Consider the following 25652-nt stretch of genomic DNA (forward strand, 5'->3'; position numbering starts at 1 on the left):
GTCGTCAACCCGTCTTTGGTGGCACGAGTTGGAGATAGATGGCGCTCATCACGAAGTTGACCACGAACAACAACATGAAGGTGATGACGACGGACTCGTTCACCGCGTCACCCACGCCCTTGGGCCCCCCGCCGGCGTTCATGCCCTTGTAGCAGGCGACGATGGCGGCGATCAGGCCGAAGACCAGGGCCTTGGCCATCCCCTGCCACAGGTCGGGTAGTTGTGCGAGCGCGGTGAAGCTCGCTAAATAAGCCCCTGGCGTGCCGTCTTGGAGAACGACGTTGAAGACGTAGCCGCCGATCACGCCCACAACGGAGACCAATCCGTTCAGGAAGACCGCGACGAGCATGCAGGCGAGCACGCGGGGCACGACGAGGCGCTGGATCGGGTCGATGCCCAGCACCATCATGGCGTCGAGCTCTTCGCGGATCTTGCGGGCGCCGAGGTCGGCCGCGATGGCAGACCCGCCGGCGCCGGCGATCAGCAATGAGGTCGCGATCGGTCCGGCCTCACGCACCACGGCCAGGACCGCTGCGGAACCGGTGAAGGACTGCGCACCGAACTGCTTGATCAACCCACCGACCTGCAGCGCGATCACCGCGCCGAAGGGGATCGCCACCAGGGCGGTGGGGACGATCGTCACCGAAGCGATGAACCACGCCTGCTGCAGGAACTCCCGCAGCTGGAAGGGTCGCCGGAACAGTCCGCGCAGCACATCGAGGGCGAAGGCAAAAAGCTTGCCTGCGGTCCCGATGGGTGCGAAGACCCGGTGACTGGTGAGAGAGGACATGGATCGCCTGTCAGGAACCGGGGGCCAGGCCGGCGTTGGTGGACTGGAACGAACCGGGAGGCGGGGTCACGCCGTTGAGGCGGCACCACTCACCTGCGGGACGCTGGCTGCGGCGCGGGATGCCGTTGGACGGCTCCAGCTGCAGCGGGATCGGGGGCAGCGGCGGCATCTCGAGGCCGACCTCGGCGGCCAGCTCGTCGGCGTCCTTCTCCTCGGACATGCCGATCGGGCCGACCGTCTGGGCGTTGAGGAACTGGCGCACGACCGGCTCCTCGGAGCTGAGCAGCATCTCGCGGGGTCCGAACATGGCCAGGTGCTTGTGGTAGAGCAGGCCGATGTTGTCCGGCACCGTCCGGGTGCTGTTGATGTCGTGGGTCACGATCAGGAACGTCGCGTCGATCTGCGCGTTCAGGTCGATGAAGAGCTGGTTGATGAACGACGTACGGACCGGGTCGAGGCCCGAGTCGGGCTCATCGATCAGCAGGATCTCGGGGTCGAGGACCAGGGCGCGGGCCAGGCCGGCACGCTTGCGCATTCCGCCGGAGATCTCGCCGGGAAGCTTGTCCTCGGCGCCGATCAGACCGACCAGGTCCATCTTCTCCATGACGATGTTGCGGATCTCGGACTCGTTCTTCTTGGTGTGCTCGCGCAACGGGAAGGCCACGTTGTCGAACAGGTTCATCGAGCCGAACATGGCGCCGTCCTGGAAGAGCACGCCGAAGAGCTTCCGGATCTCGTAGAGGTCCTTCTCCGAGCAGCTCGCGATGTCGGTGCCCTCGATGAGGATCGAGCCCTTGTCAGGCTTGAGCAGACCGATCAGTGCCTTGAGGAACACCGACTTGCCGGTTCCGGAGGGGCCGAGCATGACCGAGACCTCGCCTGCAGGAATCGTCAGCGTGACGTCGCCCCAGATCAGCTGCTTGCCGAACGACTTGGACAGGTCGTTGATCTTGATCTCTACACCCATGGCGCTTTGCTACTCCCTCTGTCGCGCGAACGGACGTGCTGCACCGCCCCGGCGCCCCACATCCCTGCGCCAACCTCGCCATCTCAACGCGGCCGACGACGTTAAGTTACGGGGTTTGCCGAAGCAGGTCACGCGTTTGACCACCGCTTGGAACAATTTCTACGAGTCAGTAACTTCTGCGCCGCCAAATGCCAGACGGGCGGCCATCCCGTGAGGGATGACCGCCCGTCCGTGTGGACCGGTCCCGCGCCCGGAGGCGTGGGGTCAGTCCAGCGAGATCACTTGAGCGTGACCGAGGCGCCGGCGCCTTCGAGGCTTTCCTTCGCCTTGTCAGCGGTGGCCTTGTCGACCTTCTCGAGGATGGCCTTGGGAGCCGACTCGACGAGGTCCTTGGCCTCCTTCAGACCGAGGGAGGTCAGCGCGCGGACCTCCTTGATGACGTTGATCTTCTTGTCGCCAGCGGACTCGAGGACCACGTCGAACTCGTCCTGGGCAGCGGCCTCTTCGCCACCGCCAGCGGCGGGGGCACCAGCAGCGGCAACCGCGACCGGGGCAGCGGCGGTGACGCCGAAGGTCTCTTCGAACTGCTTCACGAACTCGGAGAGCTCGATGAGGGTCATTTCCTTGAACGCGTCGAGCAGCTCGTCAGTGCTGAGCTTCGCCATGGTGGCGTTTCCTTTCGGTACTGGTCCGCCTCGACTTGGCGAGAGGGACCGGGTTTCAGGTGGTGTACGTCGGCCTGTTGGGCCCGGCAGGTGCCGGGATCAGGCGTCGGTGGACTCGGCTGCCTCGTCGGCGGCCGGTGCCTCGGCGTCCTCGGAAGCAGGAGCTTCCTCGGCTGCCGGGGCGTCCTGCGCGGCGGCCGGCTCAGGAGCGGACTCCTGGGTGGCACCACCTGCGAGGATCGAGGGGTCCTGCTGTGCCTTGGCCTCGAGGGCGCCGGCGAGCCGGGCAGCCTGCGAGAGCGGGGCGTTGAGCAGGTAGACGGCCTGGGAGAGCGAAGCCAGCATTGCGCCGGCCAGCTTGCCCAGAAGCACCTCACGCGACTCGAGATCGGCCAGCTTGGCGATCTCCGAAGCGCTGAGGAAGTCGCCGTCGAGCACGCCACCCTTGATGATCAGGGCGGGGTTCGCCTTGGCAAAGTCACGCAGGCCCTTGGCAGCTTCGACCACGTCTCCGTTGATGAAGGCGATGGCGGTCGGACCTGCGAGCAGGTCGTCGAAGCCTTCGATGCCAACTTCGTTGGCAGCGATCTTGGCCAGCGTGTTCTTGACCACGGCATAGTTGGCGTTCTCGCCGAGGGAGCGCCGCAGTTCCTGCAGTGCACTCACGGTGAGACCGCGATAATCGGTCAGCACAGCACCGGCGGCGTTGTTGAACGAGTCAACGACCTCCGCGACGGCTGCTGCCTTGTCTGGCCGCGCCATGTGGTCTCCTTCCGAACTACGTCAGCGAGACCACCCGCAAGTTCCTGAAATGACGAACGCCCTGGCACAGGAGCCAGGGCGTGGACCTCTCGGTCGAAGCTCTGTCACCTGCGCTGGCCGTCCGCTGCTTTCGCGGAACCTTCGGTCACGTTGTCCAACTGCTGCTGGGCGCCGTGATCACCGGCGGTCTCTGGTTACGAAACGGGAGTCTAGGCCCACTCCGTCGCGGGCACCAAATCCGCCGCGGTACGACGTACTGCTGCGGCTCTGCGTGGTCCCGGGGCGTCGCTCAGTTGCCGGCGCCCGACCCCTTGAGGGCCTTCGCGAGCTCGGCCGGTGGCTCGGTGGTGACCTCCTGGGACCGGGGCACGTCGATGGTCACCGGCTCACCGTAGAGCCCGTAGTAAAGCCGGGTCGTCAGGCGCTGGCCCTGCGAGGAGACCACGGTCTCGACGCGCACCGGCCGGTCCTGCGCGTCCACCCACATGTCCATCTGCATCGGGGTCCCGGCGCTGGGTGTCTCGCCCGTCGCACCTTCACCCGTTCCCGGGGCCTTCTCGCCGAGGGCCTCGATCTGCATCCGGTAGTGCACCGTCTTGACCTTGGCGGCGGACTCCCCCTCGATGTCGCCACCGGGCTTGGCCTGCAGTGCCTCGATCTCCTCCACGCCGATGATCTCGAACTTCTTCGGACTCGTCATCGAGGAGAGGAACTCGGTGGGGTCCGCATAGGGGGTGAGCGACTGGATCAGGCGGCTGGCGGTGTCGTCGGTGCTGACCTTCCACCACGGCTTCTCCTTGCCGGTGAAGCCCTTGATGTAGAACTGCTCGCCCACGTAGAGCGCCTCGATGGTGCCGAGACCGGAATCGAAGCTGGTCCGGATCGCCGGCTGGTCACCCTCGAGGCTGATCTCCTGCACCGACGGGGCCATCGACTGCCCGTCCTGCTCCGAGGCCGAGATCACGAACCAGGTGCCGGCCGCACGCTGGGCAGCGGTGACCGTCTCGAAGAGCTTGTCGGAGGCGATCGAGGTCATCGAGTCCTCGAGCTCGCGCGCGGGCACCACCGAAGACTCCTGCCCGCTGTCCTGCGTGCTCTCCTGCCGGTTGTGCCCGGCCACCACGAGCAGCAACAGCACTCCGATCACGAGCAGCGCGGCGAGGCCGGCCTGGAGGGCGGAGGAGCGTGGGAGCGATCGAGACATGGCGGTCAGTCAAGCATGCCGAAACAGGAACGGCGCCCGTGGTTCGCATCCCGGAGGGAGCGACCACGGACGCCGTCAACGTCCTGCGGAGCCTGGATCAGGCGTTTGCAGCGCCCTCTTCCTCAGAGGCCACGTTGCGGGTCCGGTTGGGGTCAACCTGGATGCCGGGTCCCATCGTGGTGGAGAAGGTGATCTTCTTGATGTAGCGGCCCTTGGAGCTGGCCGGCTTCAGACGGAGCACCTCTTCGAGCGCGGCGGCGTAGTTCTCCGCCAGCTGGACCTCCGTGAAGGAGGCCTTGCCGATGATGAAGTGCAGGTTCGAGTGGCGGTCCACGCGGAACTCGATCTTGCCGCCCTTGATGTCGGTCACGGCCTTGGCCACGTCCGGCGTCACGGTGCCGGTCTTCGGGTTCGGCATGAGGCCACGGGGGCCGAGCACGCGGCCGAGACGACCGACCTTGCCCATCATGTCCGGGGTCGCCACGACGGCGTCGAAGTCGGTCCAGCCGCCGTTGACCTTCTCGATGAGCTCGTCGCCACCGACGATGTCGGCGCCGGCCTCACGAGCGGCCTCGGCCTTCTCCGCGTTCGCGAAGACCAGGACGCGGGCGGTCTTGCCCGTGCCGTGGGGAAGGTTCACGGTGCCGCGAACCATCTGGTCGGCCTTGCGCGGGTCGACGCTGAGACGCATCACGACGTCGAGGGTCTCGTCGAACTTCTTCTTGCTGCTGGTCTTGGCGATCTTGATCGCTGCGAGCGGGGCGTGGAGCTCGTCCTTGTCGAACTGCTCGGCCGCCGCGCGGTAAGTCTTGCTGCGCTGCATGTGCTTCTCGTTTCTGTGGGCGAAGTTGTGGTGTACGGGCCAGCGCGGCCCTGCCACGTGGAGCTGGGATCAGGTGATGATCAGACCGGTGGTCTGGATCAGTCGGTCGTGACGCCCATCGAGCGGGCGGTGCCTTCGACGATCTTCATCGCGGCTTCGACATCGTTGGCGTTCAGGTCGGGCAGCTTGGTCTGCGCGATCTCACGAACCTGGTCCTTGGTCAGCTTGCCGACCTTCTCCTTGTGCGGAACGCCGGAGCCCTTCTTCAGGCCAGCGGCCTTCTTGATCAGCTCGGCAGCCGGAGGAGTCTTGGTGATGAACGTGAACGAACGGTCCTCGTAGATGGTGATCTCGACGGGGATGACGTTGCCGCGCATCGACTCGGTCTGTGCGTTGTAGGCCTTGCAGAAGTCCATGATGTTCACACCGTGGGGACCGAGAGCGGTACCCACCGGCGGAGCCGGAGTTGCTGCGCCAGCCTGCAGCTGCACCTTGACCAGGGCAGCAATCTTCTTCTTGGGAGGCATCTCTTATCTCTTTCTGTTCGTGGTCATGACGGGGACAGATCCCCTGCCACTTGCCTGCTGGGTGCCCATGACGGGCGGGAGCTTCAGACCTTCTGGATCTGGTTGAAGCTCAACTCGACCGGAGTTTCCCGGCCGAAGATCTCGACGAGGGCCTTGACCCTCTGCGACTCGGCGTTGATCTCGGTGATCGTCGCGTGCAGCGTCGCGAACGGACCGTCGACCACCATGACCGAGTCCTGGACGTCGAAGTCTGCGACCTCGACGGGCTTGCGGGAGGACTGACCGGAGGAGGCGGCGGGAGCGCCGGACTCGCTGGCGGCAGCCTGTGCCTCGGCCTCGGCTGCGGCGACCACGGCGGGCGCCAGCATGTTCTCGACCTCGGTCATGCTCAGCGGCACCGGCTGGTGGCTGTGGCCCACGAACCCGGTCACCGACGGCGTGTGACGCACGGTCGACCAGGACTCGTCGGTCAGGTCCATCCGGACCAGGACATAGCCGGGGAGCACGGTGCGCTTGACCAGCTTGCGCTGGCCGTTCTTGATCTCGGCAACCTCTTCGATGGGGACCACGATCTCGTGGATGTAGTCCTCCATGTTGAGGGAGATGATGCGGTTCTCGAGGTTCGCCTTCACCCGGTTCTCCATGCCGGAGTAGGTGTGCACGACGTACCAGTCACCGGGCTTGGCCCAGAGCGCGCGCCGGAACTCCTCCAGCGGGTCCTCGGGGGCCTGGTCCACGGACTGCTCGTCAGAAACGTCTGCGTCGACGTCCGAGTCGGCGTCGTCCTCGGCATCGTGGGAAGACTCATCGGCGTCGGCGGCTGCGGCCGCCTCGTCGGTGGCCTCGCTCGTCTCGTCGCTCGAGTCGCCCTCGGTGGACTCCTGGTCCTCCGCCAACGACTCCTCAGCGGACTCGTCCACGGGGTCGACGAGGGCGTCGACCTGCTCGGCAGCCTGATCGGCTGCTGCTTCGTCGTACTGCTCCGACACGTGATGCTCCGTCATTTGTAGTGCTTCTGAATCCGTCCGCCCGACTTCTGCGGCGGATCTTTCCGGCGGGCCGTGGGCCCTGCCATGCCGGCCGTTGGTTGCCCGGGGCCGGGTCGTGCGGCTACTGCGTGGTGTTGGTGGCGAAGATCTCGAACACGAGCTTTCCGAAGCCCAGGTCGAGCAGCGACACCAGCGTCATGACCACGATCACGAAGACCATCACCACGATGAAGTAGGTGACGAGCTCGGACTGGGTCGGCCAGACCACCTTGCGCAGCTCGGCGATGACCTGACGGAAGAAGGCCAGGATGCCCGTGCGCTCCTGCTTGTCGCTGGAACCGCGCGCTGCGTCGCTGTCCGACACCGTCTTCACCTTCCGTATTACTGCCTGGTCGTCTTGCAGGGCACGAGGGACTTGAACCCCCAACCTTCGGTTTTGGAGACCGATGCTCTGCCAGTTGAGCTAGTGCCCTCCGGTGGCCCGCGCCCGATCCATGATCCTTGCGAGAAGTCCGCAAGGGCATGACTGAGCATGGGTGGGATCCACCAAACCGGGAGTCTACGTGGAAAGCCAAGGCGACGTCCAAACCGGCCCGGGTGGCTCGTGTCGCAGACCCTTTCGCGACACCCGATCATCAGACCGGAAAGCCAGGCGGCTTCGTACCGTCTCCCGCTGTGGCGCGCTTGCCGCGCAGCCGGCCTGACATGGAAGCATGGGACCCATGACCGAGACGAACTCGAACGTCCAGCCCCTCAACGACCGCTCCGCCGAGGAGCTCGCTGCGTTCCTCACTGAACAGCGTGCTGCCTATGAGGCTCTGAAGGGCAAGGACCTCACCCTCGATCTCACCCGGGGCAAGCCCGCGCCCGCGCAGCTCGACCTGTCCGACGCGCTGCTCGACCTGCCGACCGGCGCCAAGGACGAGGCCGGTGTGGACACCCGCAACTACGGCGGTCTCGAGGGGATCCGAGAGATCCGAGAGATGTTCGCCGAGCTGCTGTGGGTCGAGCCCGAGCAGGTCGTCGCCGGTGGCAACTCCAGCCTGGTGATGATGCGCGAGGTCTTGGTCGACCTGTGGCTCAAGGGCGCCGTGGACGGCGTACGCCCGTGGTCGGCCGAGGAGAAGGTCACCTTCATCTGCCCGGTCCCCGGCTATGACCGGCACTTCACGCTGCTGGACTGGTTCGGCATCGACACGGTGACCGTCGCGATGAACGAGGACGGCCCGGACATGGACGCCGTGGAGACCCTGGTCGCCGACGACCCGAGCATCAAGGGCATCTGGATCGTGCCGACCTATGCCAACCCCAGCGGTTCGATCGTCACCCAGGAAGTTGCCGCGCGCCTGACCGCGATGCCGACTGCCGCGCCTGACTTCAAGATCTTCTGGGACAACGCCTACGCGTTCCACCACCTCACCGAGGAAGAGGCCAAGAGCGCGGACATCCTGACGCTCGCCGCCGCCTCGGGCAACCCGCACCGGCCGATCATGTTTGCCTCCACGTCGAAGATCACCTATGCCGGCGCCGGCGTCGCCTTCCTGGCCGGCTCGGTCGAGACAGTGAAGTGGTACGTCTCCCACCTCGGCAAGGGCGCGATCGGCCCGGACAAGCTCAACCAGCTGCGCCACGCCCAGTTCTTCGGTTCCCCGCAGGGCGTGCGCGACCACATGGTCAAGCACCGCGAGATCATCGCGCCGAAGTTCGCCGAGGTCGAGCGGGTGCTCGACCAGCGCCTGGGCGGTCTCGACGTCGCGACCTGGACCCGGCCCACGGGTGGTTACTTCGTGAGCCTCGACGTGCTTGACGGCACCGCGTCGCGCGTGGTCCAGCTGGCCAAGGAGGCCGGCATCGCGCTCACCCCCGCCGGCGCCTCGTTCCCCGGCGGCAAGGACCCGCGCGACCGCAACATCCGGCTCGCACCCACCTTCCCCGAGCTCCCCGCGGTCTCCGAGGCGATGGATGCCGTCGCGACGTGTGTGCTGCTCGCGGCCGCGGAGTCACTCGCGTCCCGCTGACCCCACCGGTCACGCACCCGGCCGGTCGAAGTCACCGGGTACCGGGTGACTCCGGTGCTTCCCGGGCAAGATCTTGCCCGGGAAGCGCCAGACTTGCCGGGTACCCGGTGACTTCGTCCGCGGCCCCGGTAGTGTCCCGGCATGACCGAGCCGCGCCGCGACCTTGGCCTCTTGCCCAAGGCGCACCTGCACCTGCACTTCACCGGTTCGATGCGTCACGACACGTTGCTCGAGCTCGCTGCTCGGGACGGGATCGTGCTGCCGGAGTCGCTGGTCTCCGAGTGGCCCCCGGAACTGTCCGCGGCCGACGAGAAGGGCTGGTTCCGGTTCCAGCGGCTCTATGACGTGGCCCGATCGGTGCTGCGCACGGAGGGCGACGTACGCCGTCTGGTCCTCGAGGCCGCGGAGGACGACGTACGCGAGGGTGGGCGTTGGCTGGAGATCCAGGTCGACCCGAGTGGGTATGCCGCGAAGTTCGGCGGGATCACTGCCTTCACCGACCTCGTCCTCGACTGCGTCCGCGACGCCTCGGAGCGCACCGGCCTGGGCATCGCGCTGGTGATCGCGGCGAACCGCACCCGGCACCCGATGGATGCCCGCACGCTGGCCCGGCTGGCCGCACAGTACGCCGACCGCGGTGTGGTCGGTTTCGGCCTCTCGAACGACGAGCGACGTGGGTCCACCGCCGATTTCGCGCCGGCCTTCCGGATCGCCGAGCGGGCCGGCCTGCTGATGGTGCCGCACGGCGGCGAGCTGGTCGGGGCTGCCAACATCAGGGCCTGCCTGGACCACCTGCACGCGGGCCGCCTGGGCCACGGCGTACGCGTGGTGGAGGATCCGGCCCTCCTCGAACGCGTCGTCGAGAGCGGTGTCGCCCTGGAAGTCTGCCCGGTCTCCAACGTGGCGCTGGGGGTCTACAGCGACCTCACCTCGGTGCCGTTGACCCAGCTCCTCGATGCCGGTGCGACCGTTGCGCTGGGCGCGGACGACCCGCTGCTGTTCGGGTCCCGCTTGGAAGGGCAGTACGCGACCATGCGCGCCGCCCACGACCTCAGCGACGACACCCTCGCCGAGCTCGCCCGGATGTCGTTCCGGGCCTCCCGCGCTCCCTCGGACGTGAAGGACGCCGGACTTGCCGCGATCGACGCCTGGGCGACGAATGACCCGGCGACTGGTCCGGACGACCGATCCTTTGGATCATCGTGATCGGCCTCGTCATCGCACACCTCACCGAAATGGAACCCACCCATGACCACTGACAACCCCGGCTCACACGACCCCGGACAGGGACCCGAGGGAGGCCAGGAGCCGTACGCCGAGCAGCAGTATGCGCAGCCCTACGGCCAGCAATACGGGCAGCCATATGGCCAGCCCTACGGCCAGCAGTACGGGCAGGGTCAGCCCTACGGATACGGCTACCCGCAGCCCTATCCCCTGCAGCCACCGGCACACCCGAACTCGGGGCTCGCCATGGGCCTGGGCATCACCGGACTGGTGGGCGGCTCCCTGTGCGGGATCCTCATCGTCTGCGCACCGTTCGCCTGGGTACTCGGTTCGAGGACGATTCGGGAGATCGACGCGGATCCCTACCGCTGGTCGGGCCGATCGGCGGCCACCGCCGGGAAGATCACTGGCATCATCGGAACCGTCCTGATGATCCTGGTCCTGCTCGCGATCGGCGCCGTGGTCGCCTGGGCGATCGCGGACCCCGAGTCGTTCGAGTAGCAGTCCCTCAGAGCGCGCAGCCGACCAGCACCGGCTCGTTGACCAGGCGTACGCCGAAGGCCATCTCGACGCCGTCGCGAACCTCCAGGGCCAGGGCGAGCAGATCAGCGGTGCTCGCCTGCCCGCGGTTGGTCAGCGCAAGCGTGTGCTTGGTGGACAGGCTGACCCGGTCGTTGCCGTGGCCCTTGCTGAAACCCGCGTGCTCGATCAACCAGGCAGCACTGGTCTTGACCCGGCCGTCGGGCTGCGGCCAGCGAGGAGCCTCGGCGGGAAGACCTGCTGCCTGCGCGTCGTCGAGGAACGGGTTGGTGAAGAACGACCCGGCGCTCCAGGTGTCGTGGTCGGCCGCGTCGAGGACCATGCCCTTGCCGCGGCGCAGGGCGAGGACCTCACGGCGTACGGCCTCGAGCGGGGCCCGCTGACCCTGCTCGATGCCCAGCGCACGGGCGAGTTCCGCATAGGCCACCGGCTCGCCCTCGCGTCCCCGCTGCAGCCGGAAGGTCACGTCCAGCACGAGGTGGCGCGCCGGGTCCGCCTTGAATCGGCTGTGCCGATAGCCGAACGAGCACTCCGCGGCGGTGAAGACCCGCTCCCCCTTCAGCTCCCGGTCCCAGACCCGGACGCTGTCAATCGTGGCCGCGACCTCCTGGCCATAGGCGCCGACGTTCTGGATGGGTGTGGAGCCGACCGCGCCGGGGATGCCGGAGAGCGCCTCGACGCCCACCCAGCCGGACTCGACGCAGTGGTTGACGAAATCGTCCCAGGACTCGCCGGCCGCGGCGGTGACCAACACGTGGTCGGAGTGGGGCTCGACGCCGATGCCACGGGTGGCGATGCGTACGACGGTGCCGGCGAACCCCGAGTCGCCGACCACGAGGTTGCTTCCCCCGGCGACCAGGAGGACGGACTCCCCCGCAGCGTCCGCGACGCTGACTGCCTCGATCAGGGCGCTCTCGTTGTCGGCCTCGACGTAGCGGGCCGCCGGACCGCCGAGGCGCAGCGTGGTCACGTCGCGCAGCAGCACGGCCTCAGACACGGACGACCGCCTTCGGCATGCCGAGCACCTTGGTGCCGCCGCAGGTCACGGTGAGGGCGATCGTGGCGCGTCCGTCCGCGACCTCGCCGACCTTGCCCGAGATCTCGATCTGGACACCCTGGTCGTCGTCGGGGACCACGACCGGGTTGGTGAACTTGCCGCCGAGCTCGACGGTCCGTCCCGCGCCTGCCCACTCGTCGACCGCGCTGGCGACCAGGGCCATCGTGAACATGCCGTGGGCGATCACGCCGGGCAGGCCGACCATGGTGGCGATCCGGTCGTTCCAGTGGATCGGGTTGAAGTCACCACTGGCGCCTGCATAGCGGACCAGGTCGGCCCGGGTGATCGTGAAGGTGTTGGGGCCGAGCTCGGTCCCAGTGCTGAGCGCGCTCATGCCGGGACCTCCTCTGCCGCGCGGTGGACCAGCGTGGCGCTGGTGGCGCAGACGAGCTCGCCGTCGGCGTCGGTGATCTCGCTGCGGGTGCCGATGATGTCGTTGCCGCCGATCTGGCGCAGGGTGGCCACCGTCAGCGTCGCGCGGAGCACGTCCCCGGCCACGATCGGGCGCTCGTAGGCGAACCGCTGCTCGCCGTGCACGATGCGGTGCAGCTCGACGTCCTCGGCGGCGAGGAAGGCGTTCATCGCCTCGAAGGCCAACACGATCGGGAACGTGGTGGGCGCAGTGCCCCCGTCGTACGACGTTCTGGTGGCAGCGGCGAACTCGCGCAGCTTCTCGTCGGTCACGGTGTAGGGCCGGGTCGGCGGGAACTCGCGACCCACCAGGGACGGATCAACAGGCATGCCGCGAACGCTAGCAGCGCCCCGACCCACCCCTCGCCGAAGCGGCAGTTGTTGACCTGATCCCCGACCCACCCCTCGCCGAGTCGTCAGTTGTTGACGGGCTCCCCGTCAACAACTGACGGGTCGGCGGGGTGAGGCGTCAACAACTGACGGGTCGACGGTCAGGGGTGTCAACAAGTGCCGGGTCGGCGAGGTTGGGCGTCAACAACTGCCGGGTCGGCGAGATTGGGCGTCAACAACTGCCGGGTCGGCGGGATGGGGGAAATGGCGCGAGGGCGGCCTCCCTGATCGGGAGACCGCCCTCGGGCGTGAAGACTGCGTGGAACCTACGCTGGGATCAGCGGGTTTCCTTGTGCTCGGTGTGCGTGCGGCAACGCGGGCAGAACTTCTTCAGTTCCATCCGGTCGGGGTCGTTGCGGCGGTTCTTCTTGGTGATGTAGTTGCGTTCCTTGCATTCGACGCACGCAAGCGTGATCTTCGGGCGAACGTCAGAGCTCTTGCTGGCCACGGCTATGTCCTTCTTTATTGTTGATGCGTCGAACGGTGAGTAGCGGGGGCGGGACTCGATCCCGCGACCTCACGATTATGAGTCGTGCGCTCTAACCAGCTGAGCTACCCCGCCTCGGGAGGGAGTGTCCGCCGGCCGTTTCACGGACCGGCGGACCTCGAACCCAGAGCCCCTTTACGGAATCGAACCGTAGACCTTCTCCTTACCATGGAGACGCTCTGCCGACTGAGCTAAAGGGGCGCAGCGACAAGGAAGAATACACACGACTTCGCACGAACATGAAATCGTCCCTGCGGGTCCTGCGTCACACCCTTGTCAGCGTGTGCGGGAGGACTCTCTCAGGCCTGGTGGATCTTCGCAAATGGACGCGCTTCCTCGAGCTCGAAGGCGAGCTCCAGCAGGGCCGCCTCGCGGCCCCGACCGGCCCCAAACATCATCCCCTGGGGCAGCCCGGAGGCAGTCGTGGCGAGGGGCAGCGAGATCGCCGGATCACCGGTCGCGTTCTGCAGCGGGGTGAAGGCGACCCATGCCATCAGCCGCTCGATGATCTCGTCCATCGAGTTGGTCGGGTCGAGATGGCCGATCCTCGGGGTCTCGTGCGCCACGGTCGGCGTCAGGACGACGTCGTACTTGCGGTGGAAACGCGCGGAGATGTGTCGCGAGGCCGCGATCCGGGCCGTTGCCAGCGGCACCTTGTGCAGGTTGCGCTGGCAGTGCTTGGCCAGGCCCAGGGTGAGGTTGTCCAGCTTGCTCCGGTCCCAGGACCTGCCATAGGTGCGCTTGCCGGTGCGTACGATGAAGAAGCTCAGCAGCGACCAGTAGAGCAGGAAGTCGTCGGCGAAGTAGTCCGGCACGGGCGGCTCGATCTCCTCCACGTGGTGGCCGAGCTCCTCCAGCAGTACGGCGGTCTTGCGGGTCAGCTCGGCCACCTCGGGTGAGGCCGAGCGCCCCACGGAGTCGGTGGTGAAGGCGATCCGCAGCCGCTTCGGGCCGGCATGGGTGATGTCACCGACGGGGGCGAGCTTCAGGTTGCGATAGACCTTCTCGGCCTCGCGGAAGAACGCCGCGGTGTCCCGGACCGAACGCGTCACCACGCCGTCGGCCACGATCCGCACCGGCATGTCGCGCATCATCTTGTCCTGCGCGATCCGGTTCCGGGTCGGCTTGAGTCCGACCAGCCCGCAGGCCGAGGCCGGGATCCGGATCGATCCGCCGCCGTCGTTGGCGTGGGCGATCGGCACTGCGCCGGCGGCGACGAAGGCCGCCGAGCCGGACGACGAGGCGCCGGCAGTGACCGACTGGTCCCACGGGTTGCGCACCGGGCCCAGGCGCGGGTGCTCGGCAGAGGCGCTGAAGCCCCACTCGGAGAGCTGCGACTTGCCGAGCGGAACCAGCCCGGTGGCCTGGTACATCCGTGCGAAGTCGCCGTCGGCCGGCTTGGGCGTGCCGTCGAAGGCGTCGCTGCCGTGCTGGGTCGGTACGCCGGCGAGGTCGGCGTTGTCCTTGACCAGGGTGGGTACGCCGCTGAAGTAGCCGCCCCGGGCCTCGGTGGCGTCGGTGCGGGCCCGCTCGAAGGCGGGATGGGCGAGTCCGTTCAGCTCCGTCGCGACCCGCTCCAGCCGGGCGATCGCAGCCTCGACGGCCTCCGTCGCAGAGATTCGGCCGGACTGGATCTCCTTGGTCAGCCCGACCGCGTCGTGGTCGGCCAGGGCGTCGTCGGTGAAGGCATGCAGGCGCGTCATGTGGAACAAGTTACCGCGGGGGAACCCGTCCGGTGATCAGCCCAACAGGTGGACCGCGAGCGGCACGAGGAGGCTGGTCAACAACGCGGTCAGGCCCATCGCGAGCCCCGCGAAGGCGCCCTCCACCGGGTGCTCGTGCAGGGCGCGCGAGGTGCCGATCCCGTGCGAGGCCGCGCCCATCGCCAGGCCGCGCGCCCTGTGGTCGCGGACCCGGAGCAGGTTGAGCAGGGTCGGCCCGAGCACCGCGCCGATGATCCCGGCGACGATGGTGAACACGGCGACGAGCGCGGTGATCCCGCCGATCTGCTCGGTGATCCCGATCGCGATCGGGGTGGTCGCCGACTTCGGCGCCATCGTGCGCTCCAGCGCCTGGTCACCGCCCAGTCCCCGGACCAGGAGCATCCCGGAGCTGATCGCGACGAACGCGCCGACCGGCAACGCGACCAGCATCGGGACCAGGAGCTCGCGCAGGTGATGGGCCTGGCGATGCAGCGGCACCGCCAGGGCGACCGTGGCCGGGCCCAGGAAGAAGGCGATCACGGACCCGCCGATCAGGTATTCGTCGTAGTCGATGTCGAGCAGCCAGGTGGCGGTGCCGATGAAGACGATCGCGACCAGGACCGGCTGGACCAACGGGTGGTCACCGGAGAGTCGTTTGAGCTCGCGCCCAATCCGATAGCCGAGCAGGGTCAGGAAGACGCCGAGCAGCGGTGAGGAGCGCAGGTAGTCGAGCGTCTCGCTCATCCGGGCTCACCGCCCGCAGCCCTCTGGGCACCCGTGCTGTGGTCGCCCTTGCCCCGCACGAGGAGTACGACGAGCCACCCCACCGTGACCAGTCCCAGCAGCCAGGAGAGGAACAGTCCCCCGACGATGGGGAGCGCGTCGTCGCGCAGCACCGCCAGGTAGGTGACCACGCCGACGCCTGCGGGGATGAAGAGCAGCTGCAGGTGTCGCAACAGCGCGTCCGAGGTGCGCAGGACGTTCGCATCCGCGGGCGGACGGCGTACCTGCAGGACGATGAAGAGCAGCACCATCCCGAGCACGGGACCGGGCACCGGGAGGTCGAGGCCGCGGGAGATCACCTCACCGACCAGCTGGCAGCCGAGCAGCCACATCATCCCATTCAGCACGGCGGTCACCCTACGCGCGAGTGGGTCACCGAGGCCGTTCCTGGCTCGCCGGCGACGTCGGGAGCAACGTCGTCCGGCCTGATGACCGGCCGGGTGTCCGGCTGGTCATCCGACTGATCACCCGATCGGTGGCCACCTTGCCAGATTGGTGGCCACCGATCGGATCCGCTGCACCGTGCCTCAGTCGGGGATGCCGCTCTCCGGTGGCGCGTCGTCGCCGTGCCACCGGACGCCTCCTCGATCGGGGCGTCGCCGATGTCGGTGACCAGGACCCCGGTCAGGGGCTCGGCCGTGCCGTTCTTGAGCTTGACCACCTGCATGCCCGAGACACCCATGTGCGAGTCCGCCGAGTAGCGGAGCGGGGCCAGCGCGGGGCCCTCGAAGTCGCCGCCCTTCTCCTCCAGCGCCTCCACGATGCTCTCCCGGGTGGGGTCGTCGCCCGCGGCCTTCAGTGCCTGGACGAAGGTGTAGGCCTGTGACCACCGACGCCGCCGACAAGACCGCCTCGGCAGGTTGACTCCGATCGAGTTCGAGACGATCATGACCACGCCAGCCACTCAGGCTGCATGACTAACGACTGTCACCAGATCGTGCAGCAGACCCTCTCGCCGTAGGTGAACGGCCGCGGCGGCGCCTCGGCCGTGCCGACCAGGCCGTCGTCGGTGTGCACGCGGATCAGCACGTGACTGGCGACCCGGACCTCGCCGCTGGCGAAGGCCAGAGGCTTGCGATAGGGGATCGCGAACGGGATCGCTTCGACCTTCGTGATCTTCACCGGGACTCCTCCACGCATACAGAACTGACTGCTCTCAGGCTAGGGCCGCACATTGATACAACACAAAGACTTTGTCGTCTCGAACAAGGATGCCTTGGGTCTCAATGGGCAAAGGTGCGCCGCCGGGTGACGGATCCACGACTCCCCCGCCACACCATCCGTGGCACCGCACGGTCCGACCCGGCACACTGGCCGGATGAGCAATCTCGAGCGCGATCCTGACGAACTGGTCTGCACCGAGGGCACCACCGATCTCAACGTCGAGATCCTCGCCCCGCGCGAGGTCCCGCTCGGCGGCCCGCGCGCGATGCTCGTGCGGCGTACGCTCCCGCAGCGACAACGCTCCCTGATCGGCGCCTGGTGCTTCGTGGACCACTACGGTCCCGACGACGTCAGGGACACCGCAGGGATGTCGGTGCCGCCACATCCACACACGGGCCTGTCCACCGTGAGCTGGCTGTTCACCGGGGAGATCCAGCACCGCGACTCGGCCGGCAACGAGGCGATGGTGGTGCCCGGCGAGGTCAACCTGATGACCGCCGGACGCGGGATCAGCCACAGCGAGGTCTCCACCCAGCAGACCGGCGAGCTGCACGGCGTACAGCTCTGGGTCGCCCTGCCCGACGCGACCCGCCACGTGGCGCCCGACTTCCAGCACTTCGCACCCGAACTCCTCGAGGGTCCGGGCTGGAGCGCGCTGGTCTTCATCGGCGACCTGCTCGGCCAGTCCTCACCGGTCGAGACGCACACCCCGATGGTCGGCGCGGAGCTCCGCCTGAGCGCCGGTACGACGTTCCGCTGCGACGTGGACGCGACCTTCGAGCACGGACTGCTCCTCGACACCGGCCCAGTGAGCGTCGCCGGCCAGGAGGTGAACCAGCACGACCTGGCCTACCTGGCTCCGGGCTGCTCCGAGCTCGTGCTCGAGGTGCACCAGGACACCCGCCTGATGCTGATCGGGGGCCCACCCTTCGGAGAGTCGATCGTGATGTGGTGGAACTTCGTCGGCCGCAACCACGAGGAGGTCGTGCAGTTCCGCAGTGAGTGGCAGGACCAGATCACCAGCAACGGCGAGCTCGTCGCGAACGGCCGGCACGTCAGCGACGGACGTTTCGGCGTCGTGTCCAACGAGCCGCTGGCTCCGCTCCCGGCGCCGGCACTGCCGAACGCGAGGTTGCGCGAGCGTCGCTGAGCGTCGGCGAGTGACATGTCACGGCGCGTGACACGCGACATCCACCCGGGCAGCACCCTGCGTTCATCGGGCTCGGAGAGTCTCGTTGCATGCGCATCGCCCAGCTCGCCAACTTCGTCGGTCCGGCCTCGGGCGGCATCAAGACCGCGATCAACGCACTCGGTGCCGGCTATGCCGACGCCGGCGTGCAGCGCCTGCTCCTGGTGCCCGGCCCCGTCGACGCCCGGGAGAGCACTCCCCACGGCGACGTTGTCCAGTTCCGCGCGCCCCGCGTCGGTGGTGGCTATCGCCTCATCGTCGAGCCGTGGCGGGTCGTCGCGGCCCTGGAGCAGTTCGATCCCACCTCGATCGAGGTCAGCGACAAGTCGACACTGCTGCCGGTGACCCGCTGGGCCCGCCGCAATGACGTCGGCTCGGTGCTCTTCTCCCACGAACGCCTCGACCTGATGCTCGGCATGCGCACCGGCTTCGAGGAGACCGCCAAGGTCGCCAGCGCGATCCACAACCGCTTCCTGGTCCGCCAGTTCGACGCGGTTGTGGTGACCTCACGATTCGCTCAGCGTGAGTTCGGTGCAGCCGCTGCGTCGGCCGGGACGCCCCTGCACCGGATCCCGCTCGGCGTCGACCTCGACGACTTCACCCCCGCCCCAGTGGGTGGTCCAGTGGGTGGTCCAGTGAGTTGCTCGACGCTCGAGCTCGGTCGCGACGTGCACGACGGTGTGTTGCGGCTGGTCCATGTCGGTCGACTGTCGCGGGAGAAGAGCCCGCACCTCGCGGTGGCCACGGCCGCCGAGCTGCACCGCCGCGGCGTACGCCTGCGGCTCGACGTCTTCGGCGAGGGCCCGCACCTCGCCGAGCTGCGCGCGATCGCGGGTGGCGCCCCGGTCGTCTTCCACGGGCACATCGCGGGACGCCGCGCGCTCGCCGAGCGGCTCGCTGCCGCGGACATCTCGCTGTCGGTCTGCCCCGGCGAGACCTTCGGTCTGGCCGTCCTGGAGGCCCTTGCCTGCGGGACGCCCGTTGTCACCGCCGATGTCGGCGGCGCCAGCGAGCTGATCGATGCCGAGTCCGGGGAGAAGGGGTGTGCGGACCCGTCGTCGTTGGCGGACGCCGTGCTCCGCCTGGCCGCTCGCTCGGTCAACCGCCGGCGTGCTGCGGCCCGGGCTCGTGCCGAGCAGTTCCCGTGGCAGCACGCGGTGGACCGGATGCTCGACCTGCACGGTTCACTGGATCGCACGCGACCGGTGGAAGTCCGAGCGGGATAGAAATCCATCCTCGTCGACTGACGCTGAGCGGGGGATGAGCACTGGCCCCTGCCTGATCAGTGGCAACTCGTCCTCGATCAGCGATAGCGCGGGACGTTCAGCTCCGAGGTCAACGGCCACGGGTTGAAGCGGCAGCCCTGCAGGTCGATCGACTGCTGGGTCATCACCGGTGCGGCACCGGACGAACAGCCACGGTGGCCCCACCCGAGCCAGTGGCCGGTCTCGTGGTTGACCACCATGTGCCGATAGTCGCGCAGCGATCCGCCCGCGCGGTTCCAGCTGGACGAGGCGTCCTGCCAGCGGTCCTGGTTGATCACGACATACTTGCCGACGCGGCAGCTCCACTGGGCGCTGCACGAGGAGGAGAAGCTCGGCACCTTCCGGGCCTCGGAGAGCACCAGGATCATCGATCCCCCGGTGGCAACGCGACGGAACGCGATGCCGTCGGACCGCCAGCCACGCGGGTGGTTGAGCGTCTCGTTGGACATCTTCTTGAAGTTCTCGACGCCCGCGACGATCCGGCCCCGGGTCTGCACCGAGTAGGTCACCGTGCGCCGCCAGGCCTTCCGGTGGCCGATCGTGCGTGCCGGGGTGTCGAAGACGCGAGTGACATAGCCCGGGCGCGTGGAAACTGTGCGCACCGAGATCCGGTGGCCCAGGTCGCGCCACGAGACCCGGTAGGTCGGCTTCCAGGCACCGGTTATCGGCTTGCCGTCCTTCATCCAGCGATAGGACGTCTTGTCGGGAGCGTGCCGGAACAACGGCTTGGAGACGCTCAGCGTGTGCGCAACGCGTGGGCTGCCGCTCATCTTGGGCGACCTGGTCATCACCAGGTGCTGCTCGTCGTCGGCTTGGGCGCCCGCACTCGGGAGCAGGAGTCCGGCGACCAAGGCCAGCACGAAGAAGGACGCGCGGAGGGTGCCGATCACTAGATTCGCTTTCCTCGAAGGTCTCGTCGTTCCACCATAACCGCGCCCGACACCCGGCCCAACCGACCCAACCGGCAAGGAATGAACCTGGGCCCGGCGCAGTTGTCACCTGCATGGATTCCATGCCCAGCCTGTTCGAGCCGCTCGACCTCGGTGCGGTGCGCACCGCCAACCGTGTCTTCATGGCCCCACTGACCCGGATGCGCGCGAGCCAGCCGGGCAACCTGCCCAACGACCTGATGCGCGTCTACTACGCGCAGCGGGCCGGTGCCGGCCTGGTGATCAGCGAGGGCACGCAGATCTCTGCCGAGGGCATGGGTTATTCCGACACCCCGGGGATCCACAGCCCCGAGCAGCTGGCCGGCTGGAAGCGGGTCACCGACGCCGTACACGCCGAGGGCGGGCTGATTGCGGCGCAGCTGTGGCACACCGGACGGGTCAACCACGAGTCCCTGCACGACGGTGGGCTGCCGGTCTCGGCCAGCGCGATCGAGTTCCGCGGCCGCACCTCGCTGAAGGACGCCGAGGGCCGCATCTTCCGGGCCGACTGCCCGACGCCTCGCGCTCTCGAGACCGAGGAGCTGCCCCGGGTGGTCGAGGACTATCGCCGGGCTGCACGCAACGCGATCGATGCTGGCTTCGACCTGGTCGAGGTGCACGCTGCACACGGCTACCTGCTGCACCAGTTCCTCGCGGAGCCCAGCAACCAGCGCACCGACGGCTACGGCGGCTCGGTGGAGAACCGGGCCCGGCTGCTGCTCGAGGTGATCGATGCGATCGTCGACGAGATCGGCAACGGCCGGGTCGGCGTACGCGTCTCCCCGCAGGGTTCGTTCAACGGTCTCGACGCCGCCGACGGTGGCGCCTCGGTGCTGTACGCCGCGGGCGAGCTGGCCAGCCGCGACCTCGCCTTCCTGCACCTCTCCGAGCCCGACTGGACCGGCGCACCGCCGCTGGACGAGGTCTTCCGCAAGGAGCTGCGTGCGGCGTACGACGGTGTGATCGTCGGCGCTGGTGGCTATGACCTGGCCAAGGCTGAGCAGATGCTGGGTGCCGGGTATGTCGATGCCGTCGCCTTCGGGCGCGCGTTCATCGCCAACCCCGACCTGCCCGTCCGTCTGGCCGAGGGGATCGAGCTCAGCGAGGTCGTCCAGGAGACGGTCTACGGCGGCGGCGCCGAGGGTTACACCGACTATCCGGCGGCCCAGGTCCAGGCATAGCCCTCGTCCTCGCAGGCGATCGCGGCCTCACCGAGCTCGAGTGGGGCGAAGGTGTCGACCATGACCGCGGACTCGTCGAACGCCTCGGCGCCCAGTGAAGCCTCGATCGCGCTGGGCTGGGGCCCGTGCGCGCAGCCCCCGGGGTGCACCGAGACCGACCCGACGCCGATGCCCGATCCCTTGCGGGCCTCGTAGTCGCCGGCGACGTAGAACATCACCTCGTCGGAGTCGACGTTGGAGTGGTAGTAGGGCACCGGCACCGCCAACGGGTGGTAGTCGACCTTGCGGGGCAGGAAGTTGCAGATCACGAAGTTGTGCCCCTCGAAGACCTGGTGCACCGGCGGCGGCTGGTGGATCTTGCCGGTGATCGGCATGAAGTCGTCGATGTTGAACGTGTAGGGATAGAGGCAGCCGTCCCACCCGATGACGTCGAAGGGGTGGGTTGCGCAGGTCATCCGGGTGCCGACGATCCCGCTGGAGACGCGGTGCTTGACCAGTACGTCCACCCCGGCCGGCAGGTCGCCGGTGCTCGGCGTGAAGTCGGGTCCGTGCAGGTCGCGCTCGCAGTAGGGCGCGTGCTCGAGGAGCTGGCCATAGCGCGACAGATAGCGTTTGGGCGGCGCGATGTGGCTGTTCGCCTCGATCGCGATGAGTCGGCTGGCGCCTCCCTGTGGGATCCACCGATGGGTGGTGCTGCGCGGGATCACGACATAGTCGCCGGTGCGAAAGCTCAGCGTGCCGAAGACGGTCTCGACCACGCCTTCACCCGACTCGACGTGGATGCACTCGTCGCCGATCGCGTTGCGATAGAGCGGGGACGGCGCGGAGGCGACGACGTAGGAGATTCGGACGTCGTTGTTGCCCAGGACCAGGCGTCTGCCGGTGACCGCGTCAGCCGACGACTCCGCTGATCCCGCTGTCCCGGCTGAGCCACTGAACTCGAGGTCGTGCAGCTTGAGGTGCCGCGGCTTGAGCGGGTGGTTCGGGGTGCCGCCAAACTCGGGCAGCTCCCACACCGTCGAGTCGAGGATCGCCGACGGCACGCCACGGTGATAGAGCAGGGACGAGTCGGAGGAGAAGCCCTCCTCCCCCATCAGCTCCTCGTAGTAGAGGTTGCCCTCCGGGTCGCGGTGCTGGGTGTGCCGCTTGCCCGGGACCGAGCCCATCTGCCGGTAGTGCATCGCCATCTCCTGTGTCCCCAGATCGTTTCGCGCGTCGTCGCAAGCCTACGCCGAGACGTCCTGATTCCGAACACCTTTGTCCGCTCAGGTGCTGCTGCGCTACCCTCCCAGCGTGTCTGACTCGACGGCAACCCCTGACCGAGACCACTGGGACCAGCCCGCCCAGCCCGCTCCTGCGTGGCTGCGGATGGTCGACGACGCGGCGATCTTCCCGCCCGGCAACGCGGCGCTCGACACGGCGCTCACCGATCACGTCACCCGACGCCGCGAGCCCTGGGCCGAGGTGGTCGACACCTTCGTGATCAGTGACCATCGCTTGGCCGAGCTGCGTGACCTGGTGCCCGGTGACGCAGATCCGGTCGGTCTCAGCATTGTCATCGGTGCCGGCGCTGGCGGCCTCGCCCCGGCAACCAGCACCGCCCAGCGCCTGGACGGCATGAGCCTGAGTGGCCTCGAGGTCGCCCTGCGCGATCCCGCCGACCTGGTCGGCAACGCCCGGCGGGTGATCGCGGCGCTCGATCAGGCCCTCGACCTGGGCGTGCTCGATGAGGACGTCACCCTGTCCGTCGAGCTGCCGCAGGGCCAGCCCAGCAGCGGCTGGCTGGCCGCCGCGGACGAGCTCGCCGCCCGGGAGATCCGGCTCAAGTTCCGCACCGGCGGCGTCGACGCGGAGCTCTTCCCGAGTGCCGACGAGCTCGGCGCCTGGATCACCGCGGCCCTGGACCGCGAGTCCCCGTTCAAGTGCACCGCCGGCCTGCACCACGCCGTTCGGCACCGCGATCGAGAGACCGGTTTCGAGCACCACGGGTTCCTCAACGTCCTGCTCGCGACCCGGGTCTGCCTCGACGGCGGCGACCCGGTCGAGGTGCTGCGCGAGGAGTCCGCCGAGGCACTGGTCACCCTGGCCCGGGAGCTGGGCGACGACACCCTGTCCAGGACCCGGCGCTGGTTCACCGGCTTCGGCTCCTGCAGCATCGATGATCCCGTCGAGGACCTGCACGAGCTGGGCATCTGGACGGGGGTGGCCCGATGACCGCGACCACCTGGGTCCCCGGCGCCGCCGGATCGACCCACGACGTGGACCACCTGCCGTGGGGTGTCTTCACCCGCACCGACTCTGACGATGCGCCGCGAGTCGGCGTACGGATCGGTGACTTCGTGCTCGACCTCGCGCCGGTCGCCGCCGCCGACGTACGCCCGGAGACGCAGCTCTTCGAGGCGGCCACCCTCAATCCCCTGATGGCACAGGGTCGAGCGGTCAACGCCGAGCTCCGCCAGTGGATCACCGACCTGCTCACCGTGCCCAGTGAACGCGGCGACGTCGAGCCACACCTGGTGCCGCTCGACGAGGTCACCATGCACATGCCGGTCGAGGTCGGCGACTACGTCGACTTCTATGCCTCCGAGCACCACGCCTCCAACGTCGGCACGATCTTTCGCCCGGACCAGGAGCCGTTGCTGCCGAACTGGAAGCACCTGCCCGTCGGCTATCACGGCCGCTCGGGGACCGTCGTTCCCAGCGGCACCGAGATCGTGCGACCGCTCGGCCAACGGAAGAACCCCAGCGATCCCGCACCGGTCTTCGGGCCCAGCGGACGACTCGACATCGAGGCCGAGCTGGGCTTCCTGGTCGGCACTCCCACCTCGCTCGGCGAGCGGGTCGCCGTGGCGGACTTCGACGATCACTGCTTCGGGATCGTCGGGCTCAACGACTGGTCCGCGCGCGACATCCAGGGCTGGGAATATGTGCCGCTGGGCCCGTTCCTGGGCAAGTCCTTCGCCACCTCGATCTCGACCTGGGTCACCCCCTTGGCCGCGCTCGACGCTGCCTGGGTCGACCTGCCCGGCCAGGACCCGGAACCGCTGCCCTATCTGTCGCTCGAGGACAGCGACCGTCCGGGCGGCCTCGACATCGCCGTCGAGGTGGTGCTCAACGGCCACGTGGTGAGCCGCCCTCCCTACTCCTCGATGTACTGGTCGCCCGCCCAGATGCTGGCCCACATGACCGTCAACGGCGCCAGCGTCCGCACCGGCGACCTGTGGGCGTCGGGCACGGTCTCCGGCCCGGTCCGCGAGGAGCGCGGCTCGTTCCTCGAGCTCAGCTGGGGCTGGCGCGAGGCGTTCCCGGTCGGTGACGACGAGCGGATCGCGCTGGAGGACGGCGACGAGGTCGTGCTCCGCTACACCGCTCCCAGTGTGAGCGGTGGACGGATCGCGCTCGGCGAGGTCTCCGGTCGGGTCCTCCCGGCGCGGATCGGTTGATTGGCCTGGTCCTTCCGGGTCATTTCCGACCGATTCCCGTCCCGGCACGGCAACGGCTGACGAGACTTCCTGCATGGGAGAGCTCCGGAGCAGGCTGCGCGTCGACGTGTCACGGCGTACGACGTCTCTCGTCGTCGCCGCCCTGGCACTGTCGCTCGCGGGTTGCGCCGAGCCACTGAGCACCTCGGACTCACCCGCGGCACCGGGCACGCCGGCCGCCTCGACCGAGCCGGCCACCCCGACACCCGAGCCCTCGCTCACCTCAACACCGACCCCGACACTGGCCCCGACTCCGTCGGCCTCACCCACGGTCGAACCGGCCAGCGAGCCCGCCCGTGGCACCACCCTGGCCGTGCTCGCAGCCCTCGTGGTCAAGGGCCGCGCGGCGAAGACCGGCTTTGACCGGGCGCAGTTCGGACCGGCCTGGTTGGACGCGGACCGCAACGGTTGCGACACCCGCAACGACATCCTGCGACGCGACCTGGTCGAGATAGTCGTCAAGCCGAACACCAACGGTTGCGTGGTGCTCAGCGGGACACGCGCTGACGACTACACCGGCCAGGCCATCGCGCACCTGCGCGGCAACAGCCAGGTCGACATCGACCACCGGGTCTCACTCTCCAACGCCTGGCAGACCGGCGCCCAGCAGTGGAGCCTCGCCAAGCGAGCAGCGTTCGCCAACGATCCGCTGAACCTGAGCGCCACCGCTGCTTCGGCGAACAGCTCGAAGAGCGATGGGGATGCCGCCACCTGGCTGCCGCCGAACAAGGCCTACCGGTGTGACTTCGTGGCTGCCCAGGTGGCGGTCAAGACGAAGTACGGGCTCTGGGCCACCCGAGCGGAGAAGGACGCCATCGCCCGGATCCTCGCCTCCTGCCCCGGGCACCAGTTGCCGGCCGATCCCACCGATGCTGCGACCGAGGTGGACCACGACCTCAAGCCGGTCCCGGCCAGCAAGCCGAAGCCGAAGCCCAAACCCAGGGCCAAGCCGAAGCCGAAGACCTTCGCCGAGGTGCCGCGCGAGGTCCACTACGAGAACTGCACCGCCGCCCGGGAGGCCGGCGGGGCCCCGGTCAGGACAGGGGAACCGGGCTACGGCCGACACCTCGACCGGGACGGCGACGGCGTCGGTTGCGAATGA

Annotated in this window: 29 protein-coding genes and 3 tRNA genes; 9 read left to right on the top strand and 23 right to left on the bottom strand. The window is 68.3% G+C overall.

Annotated features, from left to right (window positions below):
• Positions 1–4: 4 nt before the first annotated feature.
• The 10 genes from BJ980_RS08680 to BJ980_RS08725 form a co-directional block, all read right to left on the bottom strand.
• Positions 5–790 carry an MlaE family ABC transporter permease gene (locus BJ980_RS08680; RefSeq protein ID WP_179501928.1) on the bottom strand — a complete coding sequence of 262 codons (786 nt, stop codon included), beginning with the start codon at positions 788–790 and terminating at the stop codon, positions 5–7.
• Positions 791–800: 10 nt separating this feature from the next.
• Positions 801–1757 carry an ABC transporter ATP-binding protein gene (locus BJ980_RS08685; RefSeq protein WP_179501929.1) on the bottom strand — a complete coding sequence of 319 codons (957 nt, stop codon included), beginning with the start codon at positions 1755–1757 and terminating at the stop codon, positions 801–803.
• Between the two features lie 278 nt (positions 1758–2035).
• Positions 2036–2422, bottom strand: a complete 387-nt coding sequence (gene rplL / locus BJ980_RS08690) for a 50S ribosomal protein L7/L12 (RefSeq protein ID WP_179501930.1) — start codon at positions 2420–2422, stop codon at positions 2036–2038.
• Positions 2423–2521: 99 nt separating this feature from the next.
• Positions 2522–3184, bottom strand: a complete 663-nt coding sequence (rplJ, locus tag BJ980_RS08695; RefSeq protein WP_179501931.1) for a 50S ribosomal protein L10 — start codon at positions 3182–3184, stop codon at positions 2522–2524.
• Positions 3185–3473: 289 nt separating this feature from the next.
• On the bottom strand, positions 3474–4388 hold the full coding sequence (locus BJ980_RS08700; RefSeq protein ID WP_179501932.1) for a hypothetical protein: 915 nt from the start codon (positions 4386–4388) through the stop codon (positions 3474–3476).
• Positions 4389–4485: 97 nt separating this feature from the next.
• Positions 4486–5211 (bottom strand): 50S ribosomal protein L1, encoded by a 726-nt coding sequence (rplA, locus tag BJ980_RS08705; protein WP_179501933.1) that lies wholly within the window; start codon positions 5209–5211, stop codon positions 4486–4488.
• Between the two features lie 98 nt (positions 5212–5309).
• A complete protein-coding gene (gene rplK, locus BJ980_RS08710; RefSeq protein ID WP_179501934.1) occupies positions 5310–5738 on the bottom strand; it encodes a 50S ribosomal protein L11 in 429 nt (142 codons plus the stop codon).
• 83 nt (positions 5739–5821) lie between these two features.
• The gene (gene nusG, locus BJ980_RS08715; RefSeq protein WP_179501935.1) at positions 5822–6742 is read right to left on the bottom strand and encodes a transcription termination/antitermination protein NusG; all 921 of its coding nucleotides are present in this window, start codon (positions 6740–6742) and stop codon (positions 5822–5824) included.
• A gap of 106 nt (positions 6743–6848) precedes the next feature.
• Positions 6849–7091 (bottom strand): preprotein translocase subunit SecE, encoded by a 243-nt coding sequence (gene secE, locus BJ980_RS08720; RefSeq protein ID WP_343047753.1) that lies wholly within the window; start codon positions 7089–7091, stop codon positions 6849–6851.
• Positions 7092–7127: 36 nt separating this feature from the next.
• Positions 7128–7200 (bottom strand) — tRNA-Trp (locus tag BJ980_RS08725).
• 249 nt (positions 7201–7449) lie between these two features.
• Here BJ980_RS08725 and BJ980_RS08730 point away from each other — a divergent pair.
• The 3 genes from BJ980_RS08730 (at position 7450) to BJ980_RS08740 (ending at position 10470) form a co-directional block, all read left to right on the top strand.
• The gene (locus BJ980_RS08730; protein WP_179501937.1) at positions 7450–8745 is read left to right on the top strand and encodes an aspartate aminotransferase type Ic; all 1296 of its coding nucleotides are present in this window, start codon (positions 7450–7452) and stop codon (positions 8743–8745) included.
• Between the two features lie 141 nt (positions 8746–8886).
• Entirely contained in the window at positions 8887–9951 is a 1065-nt protein-coding gene (locus BJ980_RS08735; protein ID WP_179501938.1) for an adenosine deaminase, read from the top strand.
• A 42-nt stretch (positions 9952–9993) separates the two neighbouring features.
• Complete coding sequence (locus BJ980_RS08740; protein WP_179501939.1) at positions 9994–10470, top strand: DUF4190 domain-containing protein; 477 nt, start codon at positions 9994–9996, stop codon at positions 10468–10470.
• 7 nt (positions 10471–10477) lie between these two features.
• Here BJ980_RS08740 and BJ980_RS08745 read toward each other — a convergent pair whose 3' ends face one another.
• From BJ980_RS08745 to BJ980_RS08795, 11 genes are all read right to left on the bottom strand, one after another.
• Positions 10478–11506: a UDP-N-acetylmuramate dehydrogenase gene (locus BJ980_RS08745; RefSeq protein ID WP_179501940.1), complete on the bottom strand. Its 1029-nt coding sequence runs from the start codon at positions 11504–11506 to the stop codon at positions 10478–10480.
• Positions 11499–11900 (bottom strand): MaoC/PaaZ C-terminal domain-containing protein, encoded by a 402-nt coding sequence (locus BJ980_RS08750; protein ID WP_179501941.1) that lies wholly within the window; start codon positions 11898–11900, stop codon positions 11499–11501. The genes BJ980_RS08745 and BJ980_RS08750 overlap by 8 nt, the downstream gene beginning before the upstream one ends.
• On the bottom strand, positions 11897–12307 hold the full coding sequence (locus BJ980_RS08755) for an FAS1-like dehydratase domain-containing protein (RefSeq protein ID WP_179501942.1): 411 nt from the start codon (positions 12305–12307) through the stop codon (positions 11897–11899). The genes BJ980_RS08750 and BJ980_RS08755 overlap by 4 nt, the downstream gene beginning before the upstream one ends.
• A gap of 337 nt (positions 12308–12644) precedes the next feature.
• Positions 12645–12815, bottom strand: coding sequence for a 50S ribosomal protein L33 (gene rpmG, locus BJ980_RS08760; protein WP_179501943.1), 171 nt, complete (start codon positions 12813–12815; stop codon positions 12645–12647).
• Between the two features lie 40 nt (positions 12816–12855).
• Positions 12856–12929: transfer RNA gene (locus tag BJ980_RS08765), tRNA-Met, on the bottom strand.
• 53 nt (positions 12930–12982) lie between these two features.
• Positions 12983–13055 (bottom strand) — tRNA-Thr (locus BJ980_RS08770).
• A 98-nt stretch (positions 13056–13153) separates the two neighbouring features.
• Positions 13154–14557, bottom strand: coding sequence for an amidase (locus BJ980_RS08775; RefSeq protein WP_179501944.1), 1404 nt, complete (start codon positions 14555–14557; stop codon positions 13154–13156).
• 36 nt (positions 14558–14593) lie between these two features.
• Entirely contained in the window at positions 14594–15301 is a 708-nt protein-coding gene (locus BJ980_RS08780; protein ID WP_179501945.1) for an LrgB family protein, read from the bottom strand.
• Positions 15298–15687, bottom strand: coding sequence for a CidA/LrgA family protein (locus BJ980_RS08785; protein WP_179501946.1), 390 nt, complete (start codon positions 15685–15687; stop codon positions 15298–15300). Before BJ980_RS08785 ends, BJ980_RS08780 begins: the two co-directional genes overlap by 4 nt.
• Positions 15688–15692: 5 nt before the next feature.
• Complete coding sequence (locus tag BJ980_RS08790; protein WP_218855449.1) at positions 15693–16244, bottom strand: ABC transporter substrate-binding protein; 552 nt, start codon at positions 16242–16244, stop codon at positions 15693–15695.
• 23 nt (positions 16245–16267) lie between these two features.
• Positions 16268–16462, bottom strand: coding sequence for a hypothetical protein (locus BJ980_RS08795; protein ID WP_343047754.1), 195 nt, complete (start codon positions 16460–16462; stop codon positions 16268–16270).
• A 196-nt stretch (positions 16463–16658) separates the two neighbouring features.
• On the opposite strand from BJ980_RS08795, the gene BJ980_RS08800 reads away from it, so the two are divergent.
• Both BJ980_RS08800 and BJ980_RS08805 read left to right on the top strand, forming a co-directional pair.
• Positions 16659–17654 (top strand): pirin family protein, encoded by a 996-nt coding sequence (locus tag BJ980_RS08800; RefSeq protein WP_179501947.1) that lies wholly within the window; start codon positions 16659–16661, stop codon positions 17652–17654.
• A gap of 89 nt (positions 17655–17743) precedes the next feature.
• Positions 17744–18919: a glycosyltransferase gene (locus BJ980_RS08805; protein WP_179501948.1), complete on the top strand. Its 1176-nt coding sequence runs from the start codon at positions 17744–17746 to the stop codon at positions 18917–18919.
• A gap of 77 nt (positions 18920–18996) precedes the next feature.
• On the opposite strand, the gene BJ980_RS08810 is transcribed toward BJ980_RS08805, so the two are convergent.
• Positions 18997–19848, bottom strand: coding sequence for a DUF3152 domain-containing protein (locus BJ980_RS08810; protein WP_179501949.1), 852 nt, complete (start codon positions 19846–19848; stop codon positions 18997–18999).
• Positions 19849–19970: 122 nt separating this feature from the next.
• On the opposite strand from BJ980_RS08810, the gene nemA reads away from it, so the two are divergent.
• Positions 19971–21068: an N-ethylmaleimide reductase gene (gene nemA, locus BJ980_RS08815; protein ID WP_246279946.1), complete on the top strand. Its 1098-nt coding sequence runs from the start codon at positions 19971–19973 to the stop codon at positions 21066–21068.
• On the opposite strand, the gene BJ980_RS08820 is transcribed toward nemA, so the two are convergent.
• Positions 21041–22249: a homogentisate 1,2-dioxygenase gene (locus BJ980_RS08820; RefSeq protein WP_425490301.1), complete on the bottom strand. Its 1209-nt coding sequence runs from the start codon at positions 22247–22249 to the stop codon at positions 21041–21043. The genes nemA and BJ980_RS08820 overlap by 28 nt on opposite strands.
• A 112-nt stretch (positions 22250–22361) precedes the next feature.
• Between BJ980_RS08820 and BJ980_RS08825 the strand changes: the two genes are divergently transcribed.
• From BJ980_RS08825 to BJ980_RS08835, 3 genes are all read left to right on the top strand, one after another.
• Positions 22362–23282 (top strand): hypothetical protein, encoded by a 921-nt coding sequence (locus BJ980_RS08825; RefSeq protein ID WP_179501952.1) that lies wholly within the window; start codon positions 22362–22364, stop codon positions 23280–23282.
• Positions 23279–24511, top strand: coding sequence for a fumarylacetoacetase (gene fahA / locus BJ980_RS08830; protein WP_179501953.1), 1233 nt, complete (start codon positions 23279–23281; stop codon positions 24509–24511). The genes BJ980_RS08825 and fahA overlap by 4 nt, the downstream gene beginning before the upstream one ends.
• A gap of 73 nt (positions 24512–24584) precedes the next feature.
• Positions 24585–25652 (top strand): GmrSD restriction endonuclease domain-containing protein, encoded by a 1068-nt coding sequence (locus tag BJ980_RS08835; protein WP_179501954.1) that lies wholly within the window; start codon positions 24585–24587, stop codon positions 25650–25652.

Origin of the sequence: Nocardioides daedukensis (assembly GCF_013408415.1) — a bacterium.
Taxonomy (GTDB): domain Bacteria; phylum Actinomycetota; class Actinomycetes; order Propionibacteriales; family Nocardioidaceae; genus Nocardioides; species Nocardioides daedukensis.